The 19239-nt window shown below is 72.1% G+C and carries 13 protein-coding genes; 7 read left to right on the top strand and 6 right to left on the bottom strand.

Annotated elements, in window-relative coordinates; translation table 11 throughout:
* The first annotated feature begins 219 nt into the window (after positions 1–219).
* The 5 genes from ACZ4FH_RS08105 (at position 220) to alc (ending at position 5158) form a co-directional block, all read left to right on the top strand.
* Complete coding sequence (locus ACZ4FH_RS08105; protein ID WP_467303174.1) at positions 220–519, top strand: hypothetical protein; 300 nt, start codon at positions 220–222, stop codon at positions 517–519.
* Positions 520–2664, top strand: coding sequence for a 4-alpha-glucanotransferase (malQ, locus tag ACZ4FH_RS08100; RefSeq protein ID WP_467303172.1), 2145 nt, complete (start codon positions 520–522; stop codon positions 2662–2664). It abuts the gene before it with no gap.
* 20 nt (positions 2665–2684) lie between these two features.
* Positions 2685–2912, top strand: a complete 228-nt coding sequence (locus tag ACZ4FH_RS08095; protein ID WP_383633438.1) for a hypothetical protein — start codon at positions 2685–2687, stop codon at positions 2910–2912.
* Between the two features lie 108 nt (positions 2913–3020).
* Positions 3021–3959: a LysR family transcriptional regulator gene (locus tag ACZ4FH_RS08090; protein ID WP_467303171.1), complete on the top strand. Its 939-nt coding sequence runs from the start codon at positions 3021–3023 to the stop codon at positions 3957–3959.
* Between the two features lie 59 nt (positions 3960–4018).
* Positions 4019–5158 (top strand): allantoicase, encoded by a 1140-nt coding sequence (alc, locus tag ACZ4FH_RS08085; protein ID WP_467303169.1) that lies wholly within the window; start codon positions 4019–4021, stop codon positions 5156–5158.
* Positions 5159–5221: 63 nt separating this feature from the next.
* Here the strand turns inward: alc and pepN (ACZ4FH_RS08080) are convergent, their stop codons facing one another.
* Positions 5222–7798 carry an aminopeptidase N gene (pepN, locus tag ACZ4FH_RS08080; RefSeq protein ID WP_467303168.1) on the bottom strand — a complete coding sequence of 859 codons (2577 nt, stop codon included), beginning with the start codon at positions 7796–7798 and terminating at the stop codon, positions 5222–5224.
* A gap of 112 nt (positions 7799–7910) precedes the next feature.
* On the opposite strand from pepN (ACZ4FH_RS08080), the gene ACZ4FH_RS08075 reads away from it, so the two are divergent.
* Positions 7911–8411, top strand: a complete 501-nt coding sequence (locus ACZ4FH_RS08075) for a DUF1203 domain-containing protein (RefSeq protein WP_467303167.1) — start codon at positions 7911–7913, stop codon at positions 8409–8411.
* Positions 8412–8489: 78 nt separating this feature from the next.
* Here the strand turns inward: ACZ4FH_RS08075 and ACZ4FH_RS08070 are convergent, their stop codons facing one another.
* The 4 genes from ACZ4FH_RS08070 to pepN (ACZ4FH_RS08055) all read right to left on the bottom strand — a co-directional run bounded on the left by ACZ4FH_RS08070 (position 8490) and on the right by pepN (ACZ4FH_RS08055) (position 17305).
* Positions 8490–9518, bottom strand: coding sequence for an aspartate-semialdehyde dehydrogenase (locus ACZ4FH_RS08070; RefSeq protein WP_385110069.1), 1029 nt, complete (start codon positions 9516–9518; stop codon positions 8490–8492).
* Between the two features lie 261 nt (positions 9519–9779).
* Positions 9780–13094 (bottom strand): S8 family serine peptidase, encoded by a 3315-nt coding sequence (locus ACZ4FH_RS08065; RefSeq protein ID WP_467303165.1) that lies wholly within the window; start codon positions 13092–13094, stop codon positions 9780–9782.
* Positions 13095–13361: 267 nt separating this feature from the next.
* Positions 13362–14429 carry a hypothetical protein gene (locus tag ACZ4FH_RS08060; RefSeq protein ID WP_467303163.1) on the bottom strand — a complete coding sequence of 356 codons (1068 nt, stop codon included), beginning with the start codon at positions 14427–14429 and terminating at the stop codon, positions 13362–13364.
* Positions 14430–14707: 278 nt separating this feature from the next.
* Positions 14708–17305: an aminopeptidase N gene (gene pepN, locus ACZ4FH_RS08055; protein WP_467303162.1), complete on the bottom strand. Its 2598-nt coding sequence runs from the start codon at positions 17303–17305 to the stop codon at positions 14708–14710.
* 134 nt (positions 17306–17439) lie between these two features.
* Here pepN (ACZ4FH_RS08055) and ACZ4FH_RS08050 point away from each other — a divergent pair, with 134 nt between their 5' ends.
* Positions 17440–18090, top strand: coding sequence for a mycothiol-dependent nitroreductase Rv2466c family protein (locus ACZ4FH_RS08050; protein ID WP_467303161.1), 651 nt, complete (start codon positions 17440–17442; stop codon positions 18088–18090).
* A 119-nt stretch (positions 18091–18209) separates the two neighbouring features.
* On the opposite strand, the gene ACZ4FH_RS08045 is transcribed toward ACZ4FH_RS08050, so the two are convergent.
* Positions 18210–18851: a superoxide dismutase gene (locus tag ACZ4FH_RS08045; RefSeq protein ID WP_467303159.1), complete on the bottom strand. Its 642-nt coding sequence runs from the start codon at positions 18849–18851 to the stop codon at positions 18210–18212.
* Between the last annotated feature and the right edge of the window lie 388 nt (positions 18852–19239).

The raw sequence follows: 19239 nt of genomic DNA, 5'->3' as shown, positions 1-19239 counted from the left end.
CGATGTGGCACGCGGGGTGAACGAGGCGTGAAGGGCACCCGTACACGCGAAAGACGGCGCCGAATGGCCGAAATCGGAGGACGTCTTACGGGCAATCGGCGTCCGGGGAACGGAATGTGACCCGGAGCACGTTGAACTCGTTGTCATAACGCCTACGTCTGCGGACGTGTCCGCGGGGTAGGCCTGCTGTGTCCTGTTCTCCACGGCCAGGAGGCCACCATGCCCGCCGCAGCGCAGCTTCTGCTCTCCGCCCTGACCCCGCAGGTGCCGGCATCCCCGCCGCTGATCAGCGCGTCCCCGGCCACGGTCGTCCCCTCCCCGCTCACCAGCGAGGCGCCGCTCGCCGACGCCATACCCCTGACCAGCGAGCCCCCGCTCGCCGACGCCACCCCGCTCACCAGCGAACCCCCGCTCGCCGTCCTCGCCCCGCTGACCAGCGAGCCGGCCTCCTCCGGCGGCGCCGCCTTCGCGGCCGTGCCCGGCCCGCGCGCGGAGGGCACGCAACCCCCAGGAGTCTGAATGGGCTTGTCCCGGCTCGCCGCCCTGCACGGCGTCGCCACCTCCTTCTCCCCGTCCGCCGATGTCACCGTGCCGGTCCCCGAGGGAACCGTCGTCGCCGTGCTCGCCGCCCTCGGAGTCGACGCCACCACCCCCGACGCGGTACGGGACGCCCTGGCCGCCGCCGAGGCCGCCGCCGCGTCCCGGCTGCTCCCGGACACCGTGGTGGTGTGGGACGGCGAACCCCTGCCGGCCGCCCTCACCGCACTGCCGCCCGGCACCGAGCTGACCGTGCGCCTCGAAGACCCCGACGCGCCCCCGCCGCCCCCGATGCGCGTCCCCGCCACGGGCGCGGCGCCGACGGTTTCCGGCCAGGATTCCGGCAAGGGCGCCCCGCCGCCCCGCTGGTGGACCCCGCCGCCCCTCGGCATCCACCGGCTGACCCTGCGCTCCTCCGGCGCCCGCGTCGAGAGCCGCACGCTCGTCGTCGCCCCCGCCCGCGTCCCGCAGCCGCCCCGCCGCACCCACGGCTTCCTCGTCCAGCTCTACTCCCTGCTCTCCGCCCGCTCCTGGGGCATGGGCGACCTCGGCGACCTGGCCGACCTCGCCGCCTGGTCCGGCCGCGCCTTCGGCGCCGGCTTCGTCCAGGTCAACCCCCTGCACGCGGCGGTGCACGGCACCCCCACCGACCCCTCGCCCTACCGCCCCTCCTCGCGGCGCTTCCCCGACCCCGTGCACCTGCGCGTCGAGGCCGTCCCGGAGTACGGGCACGTGGCCGACCCGGCCGCCCTCGCCACCCTGCGCAGACGCGCCGACGAACTCGGCCGGGCCGTCCTCGACAAGGGCGCGCTGATCGACCGGGACGCCGTCTGGGCCCTCAAGCGGCAGGCCCTCGACCACATCCTGGACGTCCCCCTCACCCCCGGCCGCCGGGCCGCCTACTGCGACTTCCTGGCCACCCAGGGGCAGGCCCTCGACGACCACGCCCTGTGGTGCGCCCTCGCCGAGACGTACGGCTCCGACTGGCACACCTGGCCGGCCGGACTGCGCGACCCGCGCTCCAAGGAGACCGCCCGCGCCCGCGCCGGACTGATGGACCGGGTCGACCACCACTGCCGGCTCGCCTGGCTGACCGACTGCCAGCTCGCCGACGCCCAGCGCGCCGCCGAGGACGCCGGAATGGCCGTCGGGATCGTCCACGACCTCGCCGTCGGCGTCCACCCCGGCGGCGCCGACACCTGGGCCCAGCAGGACGTCTTCGCCCTCGGCATGTCCGTCGGCGCGCCGCCGGACGCCTTCAACGCGCACGGCCAGGACTGGGGCCTGCCTCCGTGGAACCCGGGCGCCCTCGCCGCCCGTGGCTACGCCCCCTTCCGGGGACTGCTGCGCGGACTCCTCACCCACGCCGGAGCCCTGCGCATCGACCACGTCATGGGGCTGTTCCGGCTCTGGTGGGTCCCCGAGGGCCGCCCGCCGACCGAGGGCACCTACGTCTCCCAGGACGGCGAGGCCATGCTCGCCGTCCTCGTCCTGGAGGCCCACCGGGCCGGCACCGTCGTCCTGGGGGAGGACCTCGGCACCGTGGAGCCCGGCGTCCGCGAGGCGCTCGCCCGCCGCGGCGTCCTCGGCACCTCCGTGCTCTGGTTCGAACGGGACTGGTCGGGCACCGGCCGCCCGCTCGCCCCCGAGGACTGGCGCGAGGACTGCCTGGCCACCGCCACCACCCACGACCTGCCGTCCACCGCGGCCCGGCTCACCGGCGACCATGTGACGCTCCGCCACCGCCTCGGCCTGCTCACCCGCCCCCTGGAGCAGGAGCGCACCGAGGACGGCGCCGACACCGCGGAATGGCTCGCCCTGCTCACCCGCCTCGGCCTGCTCCCCGAGGGCACCGACGACGAGGAGGCCGCCGTCCGGGCCGTCCACCGCTTCCTGCTGCGCACCCCCGCCCGGATGACCGGGGTGTGGCTGCCCGACACGGTCGGGGACCGCCGCCCGCAGAACCTCCCCGGCACCTGGGACCAGTACCCCAACTGGCGGCTGCCGGTCGCCGACGCCGAGGGCCGCCCCGTCACCCTGGAGGAACTGGCCGCCTCACCCCGTCTGCACCGGCTGATGGACGCCCTCGCACCCCGTACGGCACCCCCGGGCGCGCGGCCCGCGTAGGCGTTCGCTACGTTTGCACCGTGGACAAGAAGAACGCTATGCGCGCCGGCGCCGTCGCCGCCGGAACGACGCTGATGATGCTGCTGATGTCGTCCCCCGCGCTCGCGCTCACCCGCGACGACGGTGACGACCCCGGTTCCGGCCTGAGCGTGATCGACACGATCGGTCTGTTCGTCGTGGCGCCCATCGTCCTGTTCGCGGTCATCGCGGGCCTGGTCATGGTCCTCGACAAGTCCAAGAAGGCCTAGAGCGACAGGCCCCGGGACTCCACGCGTGCGCCGCCGGTACACCCGTACCGCGCGGCGCACGCGGCTGTCCGGACCCGGCGCGCGGGTCCGTCCGGAAAGGCCGGGCCCATGACCGAGTGGGACGTCAGGAAACTCCGCGTCCTGCGCACCCTGCACGAGCGGGGCACCGTCACCGCCGCCGCCGAGGCGCTGCGCATGACCCCGTCGGCCGTCTCCCAGCAGCTCTCCGGCCTCTCCCGGCAGCTCGGCGTCCCGCTCCTGGAGGCACGGGGTCGGCGCGTCCGCCTCACCGACGCCGCCCACCTCGTGCTGCGCCACGCCGATGCCGTCTTCGCCGCACTGGAGCGCGCCGACGCCGAACTGACCGGCTACCGCAGCGGTGAGGCCGGCGAGGTGCGTGTCGCCGCCTTCGCCACCGCCGTCCCCGCCCTGGTGGTGCCCGCCGTGCAGCGGCTGCGCGCGGCGGAACGCCCGGGGCCGGACATCCGGGTGCGGGAGGCGGAGGCCGCCCAGGCGTACGAACTCCTCGCCGCCGGGGACGTGGACGTGGCGCTCTCGCTGGCCGCGCACGCCCCGACCGCCCGCGACCCCCGTTTCACGGTGCTGCCGCTGCTCGCGGACCCGCTGGACGTGGCGCTGCCGGCCGGCCACCCGCTCGCCGCCGCCCCCGGGCTCCGGCTCGCCGACCTCGCGGCCGAACCCTGGATCTTCGGCGGCTCCGGCCCCTGGTCGGAGATCACCACGGCGGCCTGCGAGGCCGCCGGTTTCGTCCCGGAGCAGGCCCACAGCGCCTCCGGCTGGACCGCGATCCTCGCCCTGGTCGAGGCGGGGATGGGGGTCGCGCTGGTACCGCGCATGGCCTCGGCCGAACGGCAGGCACGCGACGGGGTGGTCATGCGGGCCCTGGACGCCGACCGGCCCCGCCGCCACGTGGTCGCCGCGGTCCGCCGGGGAGCCGAGTCGGGACCCGCGGTGGCTCGGGTGCTCGACGCCCTGCGCACGGCCGCCGCACCCCACACCCCGCCCCCGACCGTTCAGGAGAACTGAACGGTCTGTGCGGAAACTTTCGATGGACCCGGCACCCCGGGCCGTAGAACAGTGACCGCATGACCCTGCAGCAGGACGCCACCCACCCCGAGGACCCCCACGCCAACGACGCGGCCCCGTACGGCGGAGGTGACCCCTACGCCGACTACCGCACCGCCGACCTCCCCTTCACCCATCTCGTCGACCTCGCCGACCGCCGGCTCGGCGCGGGCGTCATCGCCGCCAACGACGAGTTCTTCGCCGAGCGCGAGAACCTGCTGGTCCGCGAACGCGCGGTCTTCGACCCCGAGCGCTTCGGCCACAAGGGCAAGATCATGGACGGCTGGGAGACCCGCCGCCGGCGCGGCGCGGACGCCGCCCACCCGTTCCCCGCCCCGGACGAGCACGACTGGGCCCTGATCCGCCTCGGCGCCCCCGGTATCGTCCGCGGTCTCGTCGTCGACACCGCGCACTTCCGGGGCAACTACCCGCAGCGCGTCTCCGTCCAGGCCACGTCCGTCCCCGGCACCCCCGGCCCCGACGCCCTCCTCGCCGACGACGTGAAGTGGGAGGAGATCGTCCCGCCGACCCCGGTACGCGGCCACGCCGCCAACGGCTTCGAGATCACCGGCGGCCGCCGCTACACCCATCTGCGCCTGTGCCAGCACCCCGACGGCGGCATCGCCCGGCTGCGTGTGCACGGCGAGGTCGTCCCCGACCCGGCCTGGCTCGCCGCCCTCGGCACCTTCGACCTGATCTCGGTCCTCAACGGCGGCAGCTGCGAGGACGCCTCGGACCGCTTCTACTCCTCGCCGACCCAGATCATCCTGCCCGGCACCTCCCGCAAGATGGACGACGGCTGGGAGAACCGCCGCCGCCGCGTACGCGACACGAACGACTGGGTCCGCTTCCGGCTGCCCGCCCAGGGCGCCGTCCGCGCGGTCGAGATCGACACCGCCTACCTCAAGGGCAACGCCGCCGGCTGGATCGCCCTCCAGGGCCGCAACGGAGAGACGGGGGAGTGGTTCGAGATCATCCCGCGCACCCGGCTCCAGCCCGACACCCTCCACCGCTTCCCGCTGCACGCCCAGGCCGTCGTCACCCACGTCCGCCTCGACGCCTTCCCCGACGGAGGGGTCGCCCGGATGCGCCTGCACGGCTCCCTCACCGAATCCGGCGCGGCGGAACTGACCGCCCGCTACGAGGAGTCGAGCGTCTGACACCCCGCATGAGTAAGGGGCACCCCTCTGGAGGGGTGCCCCTTACGCGTACCGCCCGCGTGCCTACGCGGTCGCCGCCGCCGCGTCCGCGGCGCGTGCCCTCAGCGCCCGCTCCACGCCCGAGCGGGACTCCGACATCAGCCGGCGCAGACCCGCTCCCGGCTCCGCCGAGGCCAGCCAGGCGTCCGTGGCGTCCAGGGTCTCCTGAGAGACCTGGAGCGACGGGTAGAGGCCGATCGCGACCTGCTGGGCCATCTCGTGGCTGCGCGCGTCCCAGACACCCTTCACCGCGGCGAAGAACTTCTCCGCGTACGGGGCCAGGAGCTCACGCTGGTCGGTCTGGACGAAGCCCGCGATGACCGCCTCCTGGAGGGAGTTCGGCAGCTTGTCGGACTCCACGACCGACGCCCACGCCTCGGCCTTCGCGTCCTCCAGCGGCCGCGCCGCGCGGGCCGCGGCGGCGTGCCGCTCGCCCGCCGCCGTCCGGTCGCGCGCGTACTCCGCGTCGATCGCCGGCTCGTCGAACTGCCCGGTCGCCGCCAGCCGCTCGACGAGCGCCCAGCGCAGCTCCGTGTCGACGGCCAGACCTTCGACGGTCTCCGTGCCGTCCAGCAGCGCCCGCAGCAGGTCCAGCTGCTGCGGGGTGCGGGCCGTGGCCGCGAAGGCACGGGCCCACGCCAGCTGGTGGTCGCTGCCCGGCTCCGCCGCGCGCAGATGCGCCAGCGTCGCCTCGGTCCAGCGGCCCAGCCCCGCCTCGCGCCACTCCGGCGCCGCGTACTGGTCCAGCGCCATCTTCACCTGGCGGTGCAGCGACTGGACGACACCGATGTCCGTCTCCTTGCCGACACCGGACAGCACCAGCTCCAGGTAGTCGCGGGTGGCCAGCTCCCCGTCACGGACCATGTCCCACGCCGACGCCCAGCACAGCGCGCGCGGCAGCGACGCGGTGAAGTCGCCCAGGTGCTCGGTGACGACCCGCAGGGACTCCTCGTCCAGCCGGACCTTCGCGTACGAGAGGTCGTCGTCGTTCAGCAGGACCACGGCCGGACGCTTCGTACCGGCCGGGAACGGCACCTCGGTGCGCGCGCCGTCCACGTCCAGCTCGATCCGCTCGGTGCGCACCAGCTTCCCGGCCCCGTCGAGGTCGTAGAAACCGATCGCGATCCGGTGCGGACGCAGCGTCGGCTCGCCCTTCGCGCCCGCGGGCAGCGCGGGCGCCTCCTGGAGCACGTGGAAGGAGGCGAGACGCCCCTCGGCGTCCGCCTCGATCTCCGGGCGCAGGACGTTGATGCCGGCGGTCTCCAGCCACGCCTTCGACCAGGTCCGCAGATCGCGGCCGGAGGTCTTCTCCAGCGCGCCCAGCAGATCGGCGAGACGGGTGTTCCCGAACGCGTGCGCCTTGAAGTACGCCTGCACGCCCTGGAAGAACGCGTCCATGCCGACGTACGCCACCAGCTGCTTGAGGACCGAGGCGCCCTTGGCGTACGTGATGCCGTCGAAGTTGACGAGGACGTCGTCCAGGTCACGGATGTCGGCCATGATCGGGTGCGTCGACGGCAGCTGGTCCTGCCGGTAGGCCCACGTCTTCATGGAGTTGGCGAAGGTGGTCCAGGAGTGCGGCCACCGCGAGCCCTCGGCGTACGCCAGGCACGCGATCGAGGTGTACGTGGCGAACGACTCGTTCAGCCAGAGGTCGTTCCACCACTCCATGGTGACCAGGTCGCCGAACCACATGTGGGCCAGCTCGTGGAGGATCGTCTCGGCCCGTGTCTCGTACGCCGCGTCCGTCACCTTGGAGCGGAAGACGTACTGGTCGCGGATGGTCACCGCGCCCGCGTTCTCCATCGCGCCCGCGTTGAACTCCGGGACGAAGAGCTGGTCGTACTTCTCGAACGGGTACGCGTAGTCGAACTTCTCCTGGAACCAGTCGAAGCCCATCCGCGTCACGTCGAAGATCGCGTCCGCGTCCAGGAACTCGGCGAGCGAGGGACGGCAGTAGATGCCGAGCGGAACGGTCCGGCCGTCCTTCTCGTAACTGCTGTGCACCGCGTGGTAGGGACCGACGATCAGCGCCGTGATGTACGAGGAGATGCGCGGCGTCGGCGCGAACGTCCAGACGTCGTCCTTCGGCTCGGGCGTCGGCGAGTTGGAGATCACGGTCCAGCCCGCCGGGGCCTTCACGGTGAACTGGAAGGTCGCCTTGAGGTCCGGCTGCTCGAAGCTCGCGAAGACCCGGCGCGCGTCCGGGACCTCGAACTGCGTGTAGAGGTAGGCCTGCTCGTCGACCGGGTCGACGAAGCGGTGCAGCCCCTCGCCCGTGTTGGTGTACGCGCAGTCAGCAACGACCCGCAGCTCGTTGGAGCCCGCCAGCAGCCGCGGCAGGGTGATGCGCGAGTCACGGAACACGGCGGCGACGTCCAGCGCCGTGCCGTTCAGCTCGACCTCGTGCACCGCGGGGGCGACCAGGTCGATGAAGGTCTCCGCACCGGCTTCGGCGGAGTCGAAGCGCACGACGGTGACGGACCGGTAGGTCCCGCCCGCCTGCGCCCCCGAGAGGTCGAGATCGATCTCGTACGCGTCCACGGTCAGCAGGCGCGCCCGCTCCTGTGCCTCTTCGCGGGTCAGATTCGTGCCAGGCACGCGGTCATCTCCTTGCTCTGTGATGTTTCCGGTCATCCTTCCACGCGGCCGCCCCCAGAGCGATGTCCGTTTTCCGCCGGACCCGGAGGCGTCCGGACGCGATGCTCGGACCATGACCCGATACCACGTACGCGCGATCGAACCGGCCGCGCTCAAGGAACTCCGCACCATGGACGACGCCGACCGCCCCTGCGTCCCGTACACCGCGACGGAGGCGGGCGCGCCCCTGCGCTGCTGCCTGCGGGGCAACGAGGTGGGGGAGGAGATCGCCCTGGTCGGCTACGCGCCGCTGCGCCGCTGGGCGGCGGCCGCCTGGGCCCGGCCCGGGGCTTACGACGAGACGGGGCCGGTCTTCATCCACGCCGGCGAGTGCGAGGGACCGGCACAGGACCGGAGCGGCTATCCGTTCTCCCGGGCGGGCGCCCTGCGCACCGTGCGCCGCTACGACGCGGAGGGGCGGATCGTGGGCGGCCGGCTGCTGGAGATCCCGGCCGACGAGGAGCGGGGCTTCGACGAGGCGTTCGCGGAGGCGTTCGCCGATCCGGCGGTGGCGCTGGTGCACGTGAGGGCCGTCGAGTACGGCTGCTGGCACTTCGAGGTGCGCCGGGCGTGACCGGGCCCCCGCCCCGGCCGCCTGCGCGGGCCCCCGGTCCCCGGCCGCCCGAGGGGACCGGGACGGGGGCCGGAGGGGTCAGCCGGCCAGTTCGGCGGCGACCAGCTCCGCGATCTGCACCGCGTTGAGCGCGGCGCCCTTGCGCAGGTTGTCGTTGGAGACGAAGAGCGCGAGGCCGTGGTCCACGGTCTCGTCGACCCGGATGCGCCCCACGAAGGAGGCGTCCTTGCCCGCCGCCTGGAGCGGGGTGGGGATCTCGGAGAGCTCGACGCCCGGGGCGTCCTTCAGCAGCTCGTAGGCGCGCTCCACGCTGATCGGACGGGCGAAGCGGGCGTTGACCTGGAGCGAGTGGCCGGAGAAGACCGGGACGCGGACACAGGTGCCGGAGACCTTCAGCCCGGGGATCTCCAGGATCTTGCGGGACTCGTTGCGGAGCTTCTGCTCCTCGTCGGTCTCGAAGGAGCCGTCGTCGACGATCGAGCCGGCCAGCGGCAGCACGTTGAAGGCGATCGGACGCTTGTAGACACCCGGCTCGGGGAAGTCGACGGCCTCGCCGTCGTGGGTGAGCTTGTCGGCGTCGGCGACGACCTTGGACGCCTGGCCGTGCAGCTCGGCCACACCGGCCACCCCGGAACCGGAGACGGCCTGGTAGGTGGCGACGGTCAGGGTCTCCAGACCGGCCTCGTCGTGCAGCGGGCGCAGCACGGGCATGGCGGCCATCGTGGTGCAGTTCGGGTTGGCGATGATGCCCTTGGGGCGGTCCGCCACCGCGTGCGGGTTGACCTCGGAGACGACCAGCGGGACCTCGGCGTCCTTGCGCCAGGCGGAGGAGTTGTCGATCACGACGGCGCCCTGCGAGGCGACCTTCTCGGCGAGCGCCTTCGAGGTGGCACCGCCGGCGGAGAACAGCACGATGTCCAGGCCCGTGTAGTCGGCCGTGGCGGCGTCCTCCACGGTGATCTCCCGGCCCTCCCACTCGATCGTGGTGCCCGCCGAACGGGCGGAGGCGAAGAGCCGCAGTTCGTCGGCCGGGAACTTCCGCTCGGCCAGGATCCTGCGCATGACTGTGCCGACCTGACCGGTGGCGCCGACGATTCCGACCTTCACAGGAACTCCCTCAGACGTACGAACGGGCACGGTTGCCGCTCCATGATGCGTATGTCCACGGCTTCCTTGTCCAATCCATTGTCCGGGGAGCGGACAGCCCGCACAGCGGTGTGGGGCGGACGCCGGTGAGCGTCCGCCCCACTGTCGTACGGATCACACGACCGGGAAAGCGATCATGCGATCACCGAACCGATCAAGCGATCACGGGAGCGATCAATCGATCAATCGATCACGAAGCGATCGAACGATCATGGCGCGCCGTTACTGCGTGACCTTCTCGATCACGACGCTGCCGGTGCCGGCCGCGGTGCCGCGCCCGTTCACCAGCTGGACCTCGCCGAAGAACTGCCGGCCCGCGGGGGCCGCGCCGGCGACCTTCACCTCGGCGGAGACCTGCGCGGAGGCACCGGAGGACAGGTCGACCGCCTTCGTCTCGTCGACGCTGATCGTGCCGAGCGTCGACGAGTAGTACACGTCGCGGTAGTCGTAGGCCGTGGTCCCGGCCGGGACGTCGTAGCCGTGGACGAGGACCGTGTACGTGCCCGCGGCGGGCTTCACCAGGCTGACGGACTCCTCGGAGCCGGCCGTGGTGGACGCCGCCACCTGGGTCGCGCCCTTGAAGACGTACAGGTCCAGGTCGGCGTTGGCGTCCTCGGTCGAGCCGATGGCGACGTCCAGCCGCTCGACGCCCTCACCGATGGTGACCTCCTTGAGGATCTGGTCCCCGGTGGAGATCGACGGACGCTCGACGTCGGCCGAGCCCAGCGAACCGCCCTTGAGCCTGCCCGCCAGGTCGCCACCGTTGTTGGTGACGGTCCAGTTCACCGTGGCCGGGGTGCCGATCTTCGCCTCGGCGAGCTTCTGCACCGCCGGGTCGAAGGTCGCGCCGAGCAGCGAGACGTCCAGCTTGTACGGGTTGTCGAGCAGCGGCGAGGTGCGCCGGGCCTCGATCTCGATCTCCCAGACACCGGCCTGCGGGTCGGCGTACGAGCGCACGTCCGGGCGGCAGGTGTTGGCCGGGTTCTCGTAGTTCGGGTAGCAGAACGGCGTCCCGCTGTCCTCCATCTGGACCCCGTACGGGTGGATGGAGATGAAGCGGGTCTGGCTGCCCGAGCGCAGCGCGCCGAGGGCGACCTCAAGGGTCTTGGCGCCCTCCGGAACGTTCACGAAGTACGACGTGGTGCTGTTGCGCTGCACCGAACCGGACACCGTGTACGCGTAGGACGGCTTCACCAGGTCCTTGGCGACGACGACCGTGGCCATGATCTGCTGGTCCACCCCGGAGGTCTTCGCGTCGTCCACCGTGAGGATGGCGCTGTGCACGCCCGCGCTGCGCGGCTTCGCCTGGACCTTGACCGTGACCGGCTCGCCCAGCGGCAGCTTGACGTTCTTCGCGCCGAGCAGCTTGAAGGTGCCGTCGTTGTACTTCCAGGACAGCTTGTGCTTGACGTCCTTGTCCGGGCCCGTGGTGCGGGTGACCGTCACGTCGTACGTCTTGGTCTGGCCGGCCTTGAGGCCGCCCTCGCGGTCGTACAGACCGGTGCCGAAGCCCGGGGTCTTCAGCGCGAAGTCGATCGCGGTGTCGACCGGGGCCTTGACGCTGTACTCGTGCGCCGGGGCGCCCTGCTTCTCGATCTGCTTCCAGGCGCCGACGATGTCGATCAGACCGGAGCCCTGCGCGTGCGCGGGGACGCCCTTGATCTCGGTGGCGGTGGAGGTCAGCGCGGTGCGCAGGTCGGCCGGGGGCAGCTCGATGTGCTTCTGCTTCGCGGCGGACAGCAGCAGCGCGGTGGCGCCGGCGGCCTGCGGGGAGGCCATCGACGTGCCCTGGAGCATGGAGTAGCCGGCCGGCAGGTCGTAGCCCGCCTCCTTGACCGGGCCGCCGGGCAGCCAGGTCTGGGTGGTGTTGATCGCCGCGCCGGGGGCGGTCAGCGTCGGGGTGAAGCCGCCGTCCTCACGCGGACCGCGCGAGGAGAAGGGCAGCATGTCGTACTTCTTGGTGACGCCGGAGCCGTAGTTGGCGGCCCAGGTCTCCTTGGAGATGGACGCGCCGACGGAGATGACGTGGTCGGCGAGGCCGGGGTCGCTGATGGTGTTCAGCCCCGGGCCGTCGTTGCCGGCCGCGATGACGAGCTGGACGCCGTAGATGTCGACGAGCCGCTTGTACAGCTCGGCGCGGGCGTTGTTGCCGTCGTTGAGCGGCGGCAGTCCGCCGATCGACATGTTGACGACGTCGACGCCGCGGTTCACGACGAGGTCGATCATGCCCTCGGTGAGCGCGATGTTGGTGCAGCCGCCGGACCAGGTGCAGGCGCGCGAGGAGACGATCTTCGCGCCGGGCGCGGCACCGTTCATCTTGCCGCCGAACAGGCCGTTCGCGGCGGTGATGCCCGCGACGTGCGTGCCGTGCTCGGACTCGATGACGCCGATGCTGACGTAGTCGGAGGTGGCCCCGGCCGCGTTGTACACGACGTTCTTGCGGGTCTCGACGACGAACGGGACGCGCTCGACGACATCGGTGCGCGGGTCGTCCTTACCGAAGTAGGAGACCTGGTGCTTCTCCTTGTACGGCTTGAGGACCGCGTCGTCGGAGAAGTTCCCGTTGTCGTTCAGGTCCACCCGGACGGAACCGGTGACCGGGTCGTACAGGACGGCCCAGCTGTCGGTGGTGTCCCCGTCGCGGTTGAGGTCGCCCGCCATGTCGCCGCCCTTGGTGGCGGCTTCCTGGAAGACACTGACCTTGTACGAGCCGGCCGGGGCGGAGTAGGTGCGGCCGCCGTAGGTGAACGTCGGGCCGGACACGGAGTCCGTCATCCGCAGCCAGGTGCCGTCGCCGTCGGCGACCGGGTCGGTGGCCGTCACCCAGTCGGTGATCTTGGTCTCGCCCGTCGTGGTCTTCTGCAGCGCCGGGTGGCCGAGGTCGACACCGGAGTCCAGGATGCCGATGGTCACTCCGCGGCCGTCGGCCTTGGGGTGCTGCTGGACGAAGTCGACCGCGCCCGTCTCGAAGGACGGGTTGTACGGGTTCTTCGCCGGCGTCTTCTTCCCGGGCGCCGGGTAGGTGCCGGTCGACTTCACCGATGCCTTGGCGCCGGCCGCGCGGTCGCCCGCCGGGGTCGGGTCGTCCAGCATGATCTCCTGTTTGAGATCGATGCCGTGGACGGAGGACAGCTTCGAGGCCGCCTTGATGGCGGCGTCGGCCGCCGAGGTCGGCACGGTCGCCCGTACGTAACCGAGCTTGTCGTACGCCCGGCCCAGCACGGAGCCCTTGACGGAGTCCAGCTGCTCGGCGACCTGCTCGGTCGCACCGGGAGCGGTGGCGACCATCATCGTGATGCTCTTCTCGCCCTTGGCCTTGGCCTTGGCGAGGACATCGGCGTCGGCCTTGCCGAGCTTGTCCGCCGGGGCGGAGCCCGTGGCGGCGGCCTTGACGGGGGAGGCTGCCGGGTCGTCGGCCGCGAACACGGGGCCGGCGCCGGAGGCGGCGAGCGCGGCCACCAGTCCGGCGGCGGCCGCGACGCGGGCCGCGCGTCTGGCCCCAGGTATGGAGCCGGGGGATTCGGAGGTCATCTGCATCCCTGAATGTGAAAGAGAGAGTCCGGAAATCGGTACCGGATGATCGCTCACCCTTTCGCAGATGACCGGTGTTTGTGGAGAGTTTGTGGGGGGTGAGATGCGGTCATGGCGTAATCCCGCCAGTGGTGACGAAGCGTCACCCGGGACGAATGCGCTGATACGTGGCGTGTGTGGCGGCGGGTGCGACACCTGCGGGAACCGAGGTCACCGAGGTCATCGGGGTTCATGAGACCCAGGAGGCCGACGGGACCGGCGGGGCGTACGGGGTCAGCGCGGAAGGATCATGACATACGCGGCCGGCTCCCGGTCGGCCGCCGCCATCAACGCCGTCCGGACCACGGCCGCCTGCTGCCGGGGAGTGTCCCGCAGCTTCCCCGGCGAGAGATGGACGACGGTGACACCGAGCCGCTCCAGGTGCTCGCGCCGCTCCGTGTACGCGGACCACACGCTCTCGTGCTCCTCCCGCAGCCGCCCGTCGGGCAGCCGGCTGTGGCGCGGCGCCCGCGCCTCCAGTTCCACGGCGACGGCCTCCTCGGGCCAGTACGCGTCGACCGCGCCCAGGTGCGGACCGCCGGGCAGCCGCAGGTCCACGTTCCACAGCGGCTCGGGCAGCCCGTGCGCCCGTACCAGGTCGTAGAGCCGCTCCTCGGCGAGCGCCCGCCCCTCGGCGAGCAGCGAGTCCACCGCGTGCACCACCTGGGGGCGGCCGAGCACCTTGGCCCGGTTCAGTTCGCCCACCACGACCGCCGGTTCGCAGTGCCCGCCGCGCACCGCCTCGGTCAGCAGCCTGCGCACCACGAGCGCGTCCCCCAGCCCGGCCACGGCGTCCGCCAGGGCCCGGCCCGCCGGAGCCACCGGCAGCCCGTCCACCCGCTCCGGCTCCGGCAGGTCGGAGGTGCGCGTCAGCCGTACGTGGCCGGCCGAGCGCAGCCGCCGGGCGCGCGGCACCAGCACGTCGACCCGGTCCGTGGCGAGGGCGGGCGGGGCGCTGGTGAAGCCGTGCAGCGAGAGCGCGGCCAGACCGGTGAGCACCGCCTCGCCGTACCCGGGATCGGTGCCCCCGGCGCGCGCCGGGGCGGAGCGCCGTCCGGCGGCGGGCGGCCGCCCCGCGTACAGCAGCGCCGAACGCAGCCGCTCCCGGTCGCTGAGCGGACCGGGGTGCAGGACGAAGACACCGGGCAGCGGCTGCTGCCACGGGCCGCCGGGCAGGCACCGTCCGGCGCTCTGCGCGGGGGAGACGCCCCGGGCCTTCAACTGGGCGGCCGACAGGACGCGTTCACGGGCGTCCGGCGCGATGCGGGAGTGGCAGGGGGAGAGTGGGGTGTCCTGGGTCATGCTTCGGTCTATCCCGTCGGCGGCCGGGGCCTGAACCCCTGTTACAGGCCCGTCGACATACCCGGACAACGCCGTCCTAAAGTACGGACGTTCGACTACCGAAAAGGCCCGACCCGCCGTGGTTTACCCGCTGGTCACCGGGGGCGCGCCACCACCACCGGGCGCCGGGCGCACGCGCCCCGCGCACCCGGCGGCAGCACCCGGTGACCGCACCGGGGACGGAACACCGCGGCCCGCCCTCCACCGGGAGGACGGGCCGCGTGGGACCGGACCGGGGATCAGTCCTCGGCGGCGTCGCACTCCTGGGCGCGCAGCGCCCGCGCCAGATCGTCCCGGGACTCCAGGACCAGACGCCTCAGCGCCGGGGCCGCGTCCGCGTGCCCGGCGAGCCAGGCGTCCGCCGCCGCGAGCGTCGCCGGGTCGTCCTGGAGCGCGGGGAACAGCCCCCGCACCACGGACATCCCGATCTGGATCGAGCGTTCGGCCCAGACCCGTTCGATCGCGGCGAAGTACTTCTCCGCGTACGGCGCCAGCAGCTCGCGCTGCGAGGACTGCGAGAAGCCCAGGATCGTGGCCTCCACCAGGGCGTTGGAGAGCGCGTCCGACTCCACGACGGCCGCCCACGCCTGCGCCTTGACCGCGGCCGAGGGGCGCGAGGCCAGGCACCGCACCTGGTGGCGCTTGCCGGACGCCGTGTCGTCCCGGGCCAGTTCGGCGGCGACCGCCGCGTCGTCGGCCGCGCCGTGCGAGGCCAGCGGGGACAGCAGCGCCCAGCGCAGCTCCTGGTCGACGTCCAGGCCGTCGATCCGGGCCGTGCCGTCGAGCAGCCCGGACAGCAGCTGGAAGTCGCCGTCCGAGGAGGCCACGGCGGCGAAGAAGCGGGCCCAGGCCAGCTGGTGCTCGCTGCCCGGCTCCGCGAGCCGCAGCTCGCGCAGCGCGCCCTCGGCCAGGCTCCGGGCGCCCTCCTCGCGCCAGGCCGGGGCCGCGTAGTGCACCAGCGCCGTACGCGTCCAGGTGTGCAGCATCTGCAGCACCCCGATGTCCGTCTCCCGGCCGGAGAAGGCCAGCACCAGCGCGACGAAGTCGCGGGCCGGCATCAGTCCGTCCCGGGTGAGGTTCCACAGCGCGGACCAGCACAGCGCGCGGGCCAGCGGGTCGGTCAGATCGCCCAGGTGCGCGCGGAGCGTGTCCAGCGACGCCTCGTCGAACCGGACCTTGCAGTACGTCAGGTCGTCGTCGTTGACCAGGATCAGCTCGGGCCGCAGCGAACCGGCCAGCTCCGCGATCACGGTACGGGGGCCCGACACGTCCGCCTCGGCACGCGCGTAGCGCACCAGGTCGCCGTCGGGCGTACGGCGGTACAGACCGACCGCGACCCGGTGCGGGCGCAGCTCCGGATGGGTGTCCGCCGCCTCCTGGAGCACGGCCAGCTCGGTGATCCGGTCGGCGGAGTCGTAGGTCGCCACCGGGGTGAGCGCGTTGACGCCCGCGGTCTGCAGCCAGGAACGCGACCACGCGGTCATGTCCCGGCCGGAGGTCTCGGCCAGCACCGAGAGCAGGTCGCCCAGGCGGGTGTTGCCGTAGGCGTGCTTCTTGAAGTAACGCCGCGCGCCCTCCAGGAACGCCTCCCGGCCCGCGTACGCCACCAGCTGCTTCAGGACCGAGGCGCCCTTGGCGTACGTGATGCCGTCGAAGTTGAGCTTCGCGTCCTCCAGGTCACGGATGTCGGCCGTGATCGGGTGGGTGGACGGCAGCTGGTCGGCGCGGTACGCCCAGGACTTGCGGTTGTTGGCGAAGGTGATCCAGCCGTCCTTGAAGCGGGTGGCCTCCACCATGGCGAAGACGCCCATGAAGTCGGCGAACGACTCCTTCAGCCACAGGTCGTCCCACCACTGCATGGTGACGAGGTCGCCGAACCACATGTGCGCCATCTCGTGCAGGATGACGTTGGCCCGGCTCTCGTACGCCGCCTGCGTCACCTTGCCGCGGTAGATGTACTCCTCGCGGAAGGTCACACAGCCCGGGTTCTCCATCGCGCCGAGGTTGTACTCGGGGACGAACGCCTGGTCGTACTTGCCGAACGGGTACGGGTAGTCGAAGTTGTCGTGGAAGAAGTCCAGGCCCTGCTTGGTGATCAGGAAGACGTCGTCCGCGTCGAAGTGCCGGGCGAGCCCCTTGCGGCACATCGCGCCGAGCGGGATCTCCAGGGTGGTGCCGTCGTCGAACGTACGACTGTAGGAGTCGGTCACGTAGTGGTACGGACCGGCGACGACCGCCGTGATGTACGTCGAGATCGGCTTCGTCTCGGCGAACCGCCACACCCCGCCCTCACGGGACTCCTCGGCCCCGTTGCTCCACACCGTCCACTCCTCGGGCGCCGTCACCCGGAAGCGGTAGGGGGCCTTGAGGTCGGGCTGCTCGAAGTTGGCGAAGACGCGGCGCGCGTCCGCGGGCTCGTACTGGGTGTAGAGGTAGACCTCGCCGTCCTCGGGGTCGACGAAGCGGTGCATCCCCTCGCCGGTCCTGCTGTACGCGCACTGCGCGTCGACCACCAGGACGTTCTCGCCCTCGGGCAGGTCCGCCAGCGTCACGCGCGTCCCGTCGAAGACGGCCGCGGGGTCCAGCGCCGTGCCGTTCAGCGTCACCGCGTTCACGGACGGGGCGATCAGGTCCGCGAAGGTCGTCGCACCGGGCCGGGCGGAACGGAACCGGATCGTCGTCACCGAGCGGAAGGTCCGCGGCGCGGCACCCTGTCCGTCCTCCCCGTCGGGCCCGCCGACCGCGGAACGGACATCGAGCTCGACGTCGTATCCGTCGACGGCCAGCAGCTCGGCCCGTTCACGGGCCTCGTCGCGGGACAGGTTCTCACCGGGCACGAGCACACTCCTTTGTGTCACGTTCGAATACTTTGATCCTCCCATGCCCGTCCGGAGCCCGGCAGGCGGGAATGGCCGACGCGCCCGTCGGTGTTCTGGGCCACAGGATGCGATCGGTCCTCTTGAGGAGAGAGATGTCTGACAACAGCACGGTGACCGGCAGGACCCCCGTCGATTTCTGGTTCGACCCGCTCTGCCCGTGGGCCTGGATGACCTCCCGCTGGATGCTGGAGGTGGAGAAGGTCCGCGACGTCGAGGTCCGCTGGCACGTGATGAGCCTGGCCGTGCTCAACGAGGACCGGCTCGACGAGCTGCCCGAGGAGTACCGCGACATGCTGGAGAACAAGGCGTGGGGCCCGGTCCGCGTCGTGATCGCCGCCCAGCAGAAGCACGGCGACGACATCGTCGGCCCGCTCTACACCGCCCTCGGCACCCGTTTCCACAACCGGGGCGAGGGCCCCACCCGCGAGGCGGTCCTCGGCGCCCTTGAGGACGTCGGCCTGCCCGCCGAACTCGCCGAGTACGCCGACTCCGACACCTACGACACCGAACTGCGCGCCTCCCACCGCGAGGGCATCGAGAAGGTCGGCCAGGACGTCGGCACCCCGGTCATCGCCGTCCCCGGCCCGGACGGCGAGCAGATCGCCTTCTTCGGACCGGTCGTCACCCCCGCCCCCAAGGGCGAGGAGGCGGCGAAGCTGTGGGACGGCACGCTCCTGGTCGCCTCGATCCCCGGCTTCTACGAGATCAAGCGCACCCGCACCCAGGGCCCCGTCTTCGACTGACCCCGGGAGAGCGCAGAAGAGGGCCCCCGCGAGTCACGTCCTCGCGGGGGCCCTCCTTCATCCGCCTGCCTGGTGAAGGGTGAGAAGACGATCACGAGGCAGGACGTCCGGGGCGCCGGTCAGGGCGCGAGCAGGAGCACGTCCGCGCGCTCCTTGGCGGCGGCGTAGCGCTTGGCCACGTCCTGCCAGTTGACGACCTGCCACATGGCCTCGATGAAGTCGACCTTCTGGTTCTTGTACTGGAGGTAGAAGGCGTGCTCCCAGGCGTCGAAGACCAGGACGGGCACCGAACCCTGGCCCACATTGCCCTGGTGGTCGTAGACCTGCTCGACGATCAGCCGGCCGCTGACCGGCTCGTAGGCGAGCACGCCCCAGCCCGAACCCTGCGTGGTCGCCGCGGCCTTGGTCAGCTGGGCCTTGAAGCCGGCGAAGGAGCCGAAGGACTCGGTGATCGCGTCCGCGAGGTCGCCGACGCCGTCCGCCGCGAGCGGTTCGCCGCCGCCGTCACCGGTCATGTTGTGCCAGTAGATGGAGTGCAGGATGTGGCCGGAGAGGTGGAACGCGAGGTTCTTCTGCAGCCCGTTGATGGCCCCCCACGCCTCCTTGTCGCGCGCCTCCGCCAGCTGCTCCAGGGTGTCGTTCGCCCCCTTCACGTACGCGGCGTGGTGCTTGTCGTGGTGCAGCTCGATGATCTGCGGGTTGATGACCGGTTCGAGCGCCGCGTAGTCGTACGGGAGTTCCGGAAGCGTGTACGTGGCCATGGTTCGAAGCCTCCAACTGCTGCGCTGTTGTTATTGCAATCTATATGCAAGAGCAGGCTAACAGCAGCAAGGGTTGAGGGGTGATCAGTCCTTCGGCGTAGGACCGGGGCGTCGCGACGATCCGGTACCGGCTGGACGAACCCGTAGCGACGTGACGGTCCGGTACCGGCGGGACGGTCTCGTAGCGACGCGACGGTCCGGTGTCGCGACGATCCGGTACTGGCAGGACGATCCCGTAGCGACACGACGATCCGGTAGCGTCGCGACGTCCCCGCACCCGGCAGGACGACCCAGCAGCGTCGCGACGATCCCGTACCGACGCGACAACGCCGGACGGCCCGGATCCCTCCGGCCCGCCCGGCGTTCCGTCCGGGGCTCTGGCTGTCCG

The sequence above is a fragment of the Streptomyces sp. NPDC024555 genome (genome assembly GCF_055559335.1).
The sequence above is the reverse complement of the archived record's forward strand: the minus strand, read 5'-3'. Positions and strand labels throughout refer to the sequence as shown.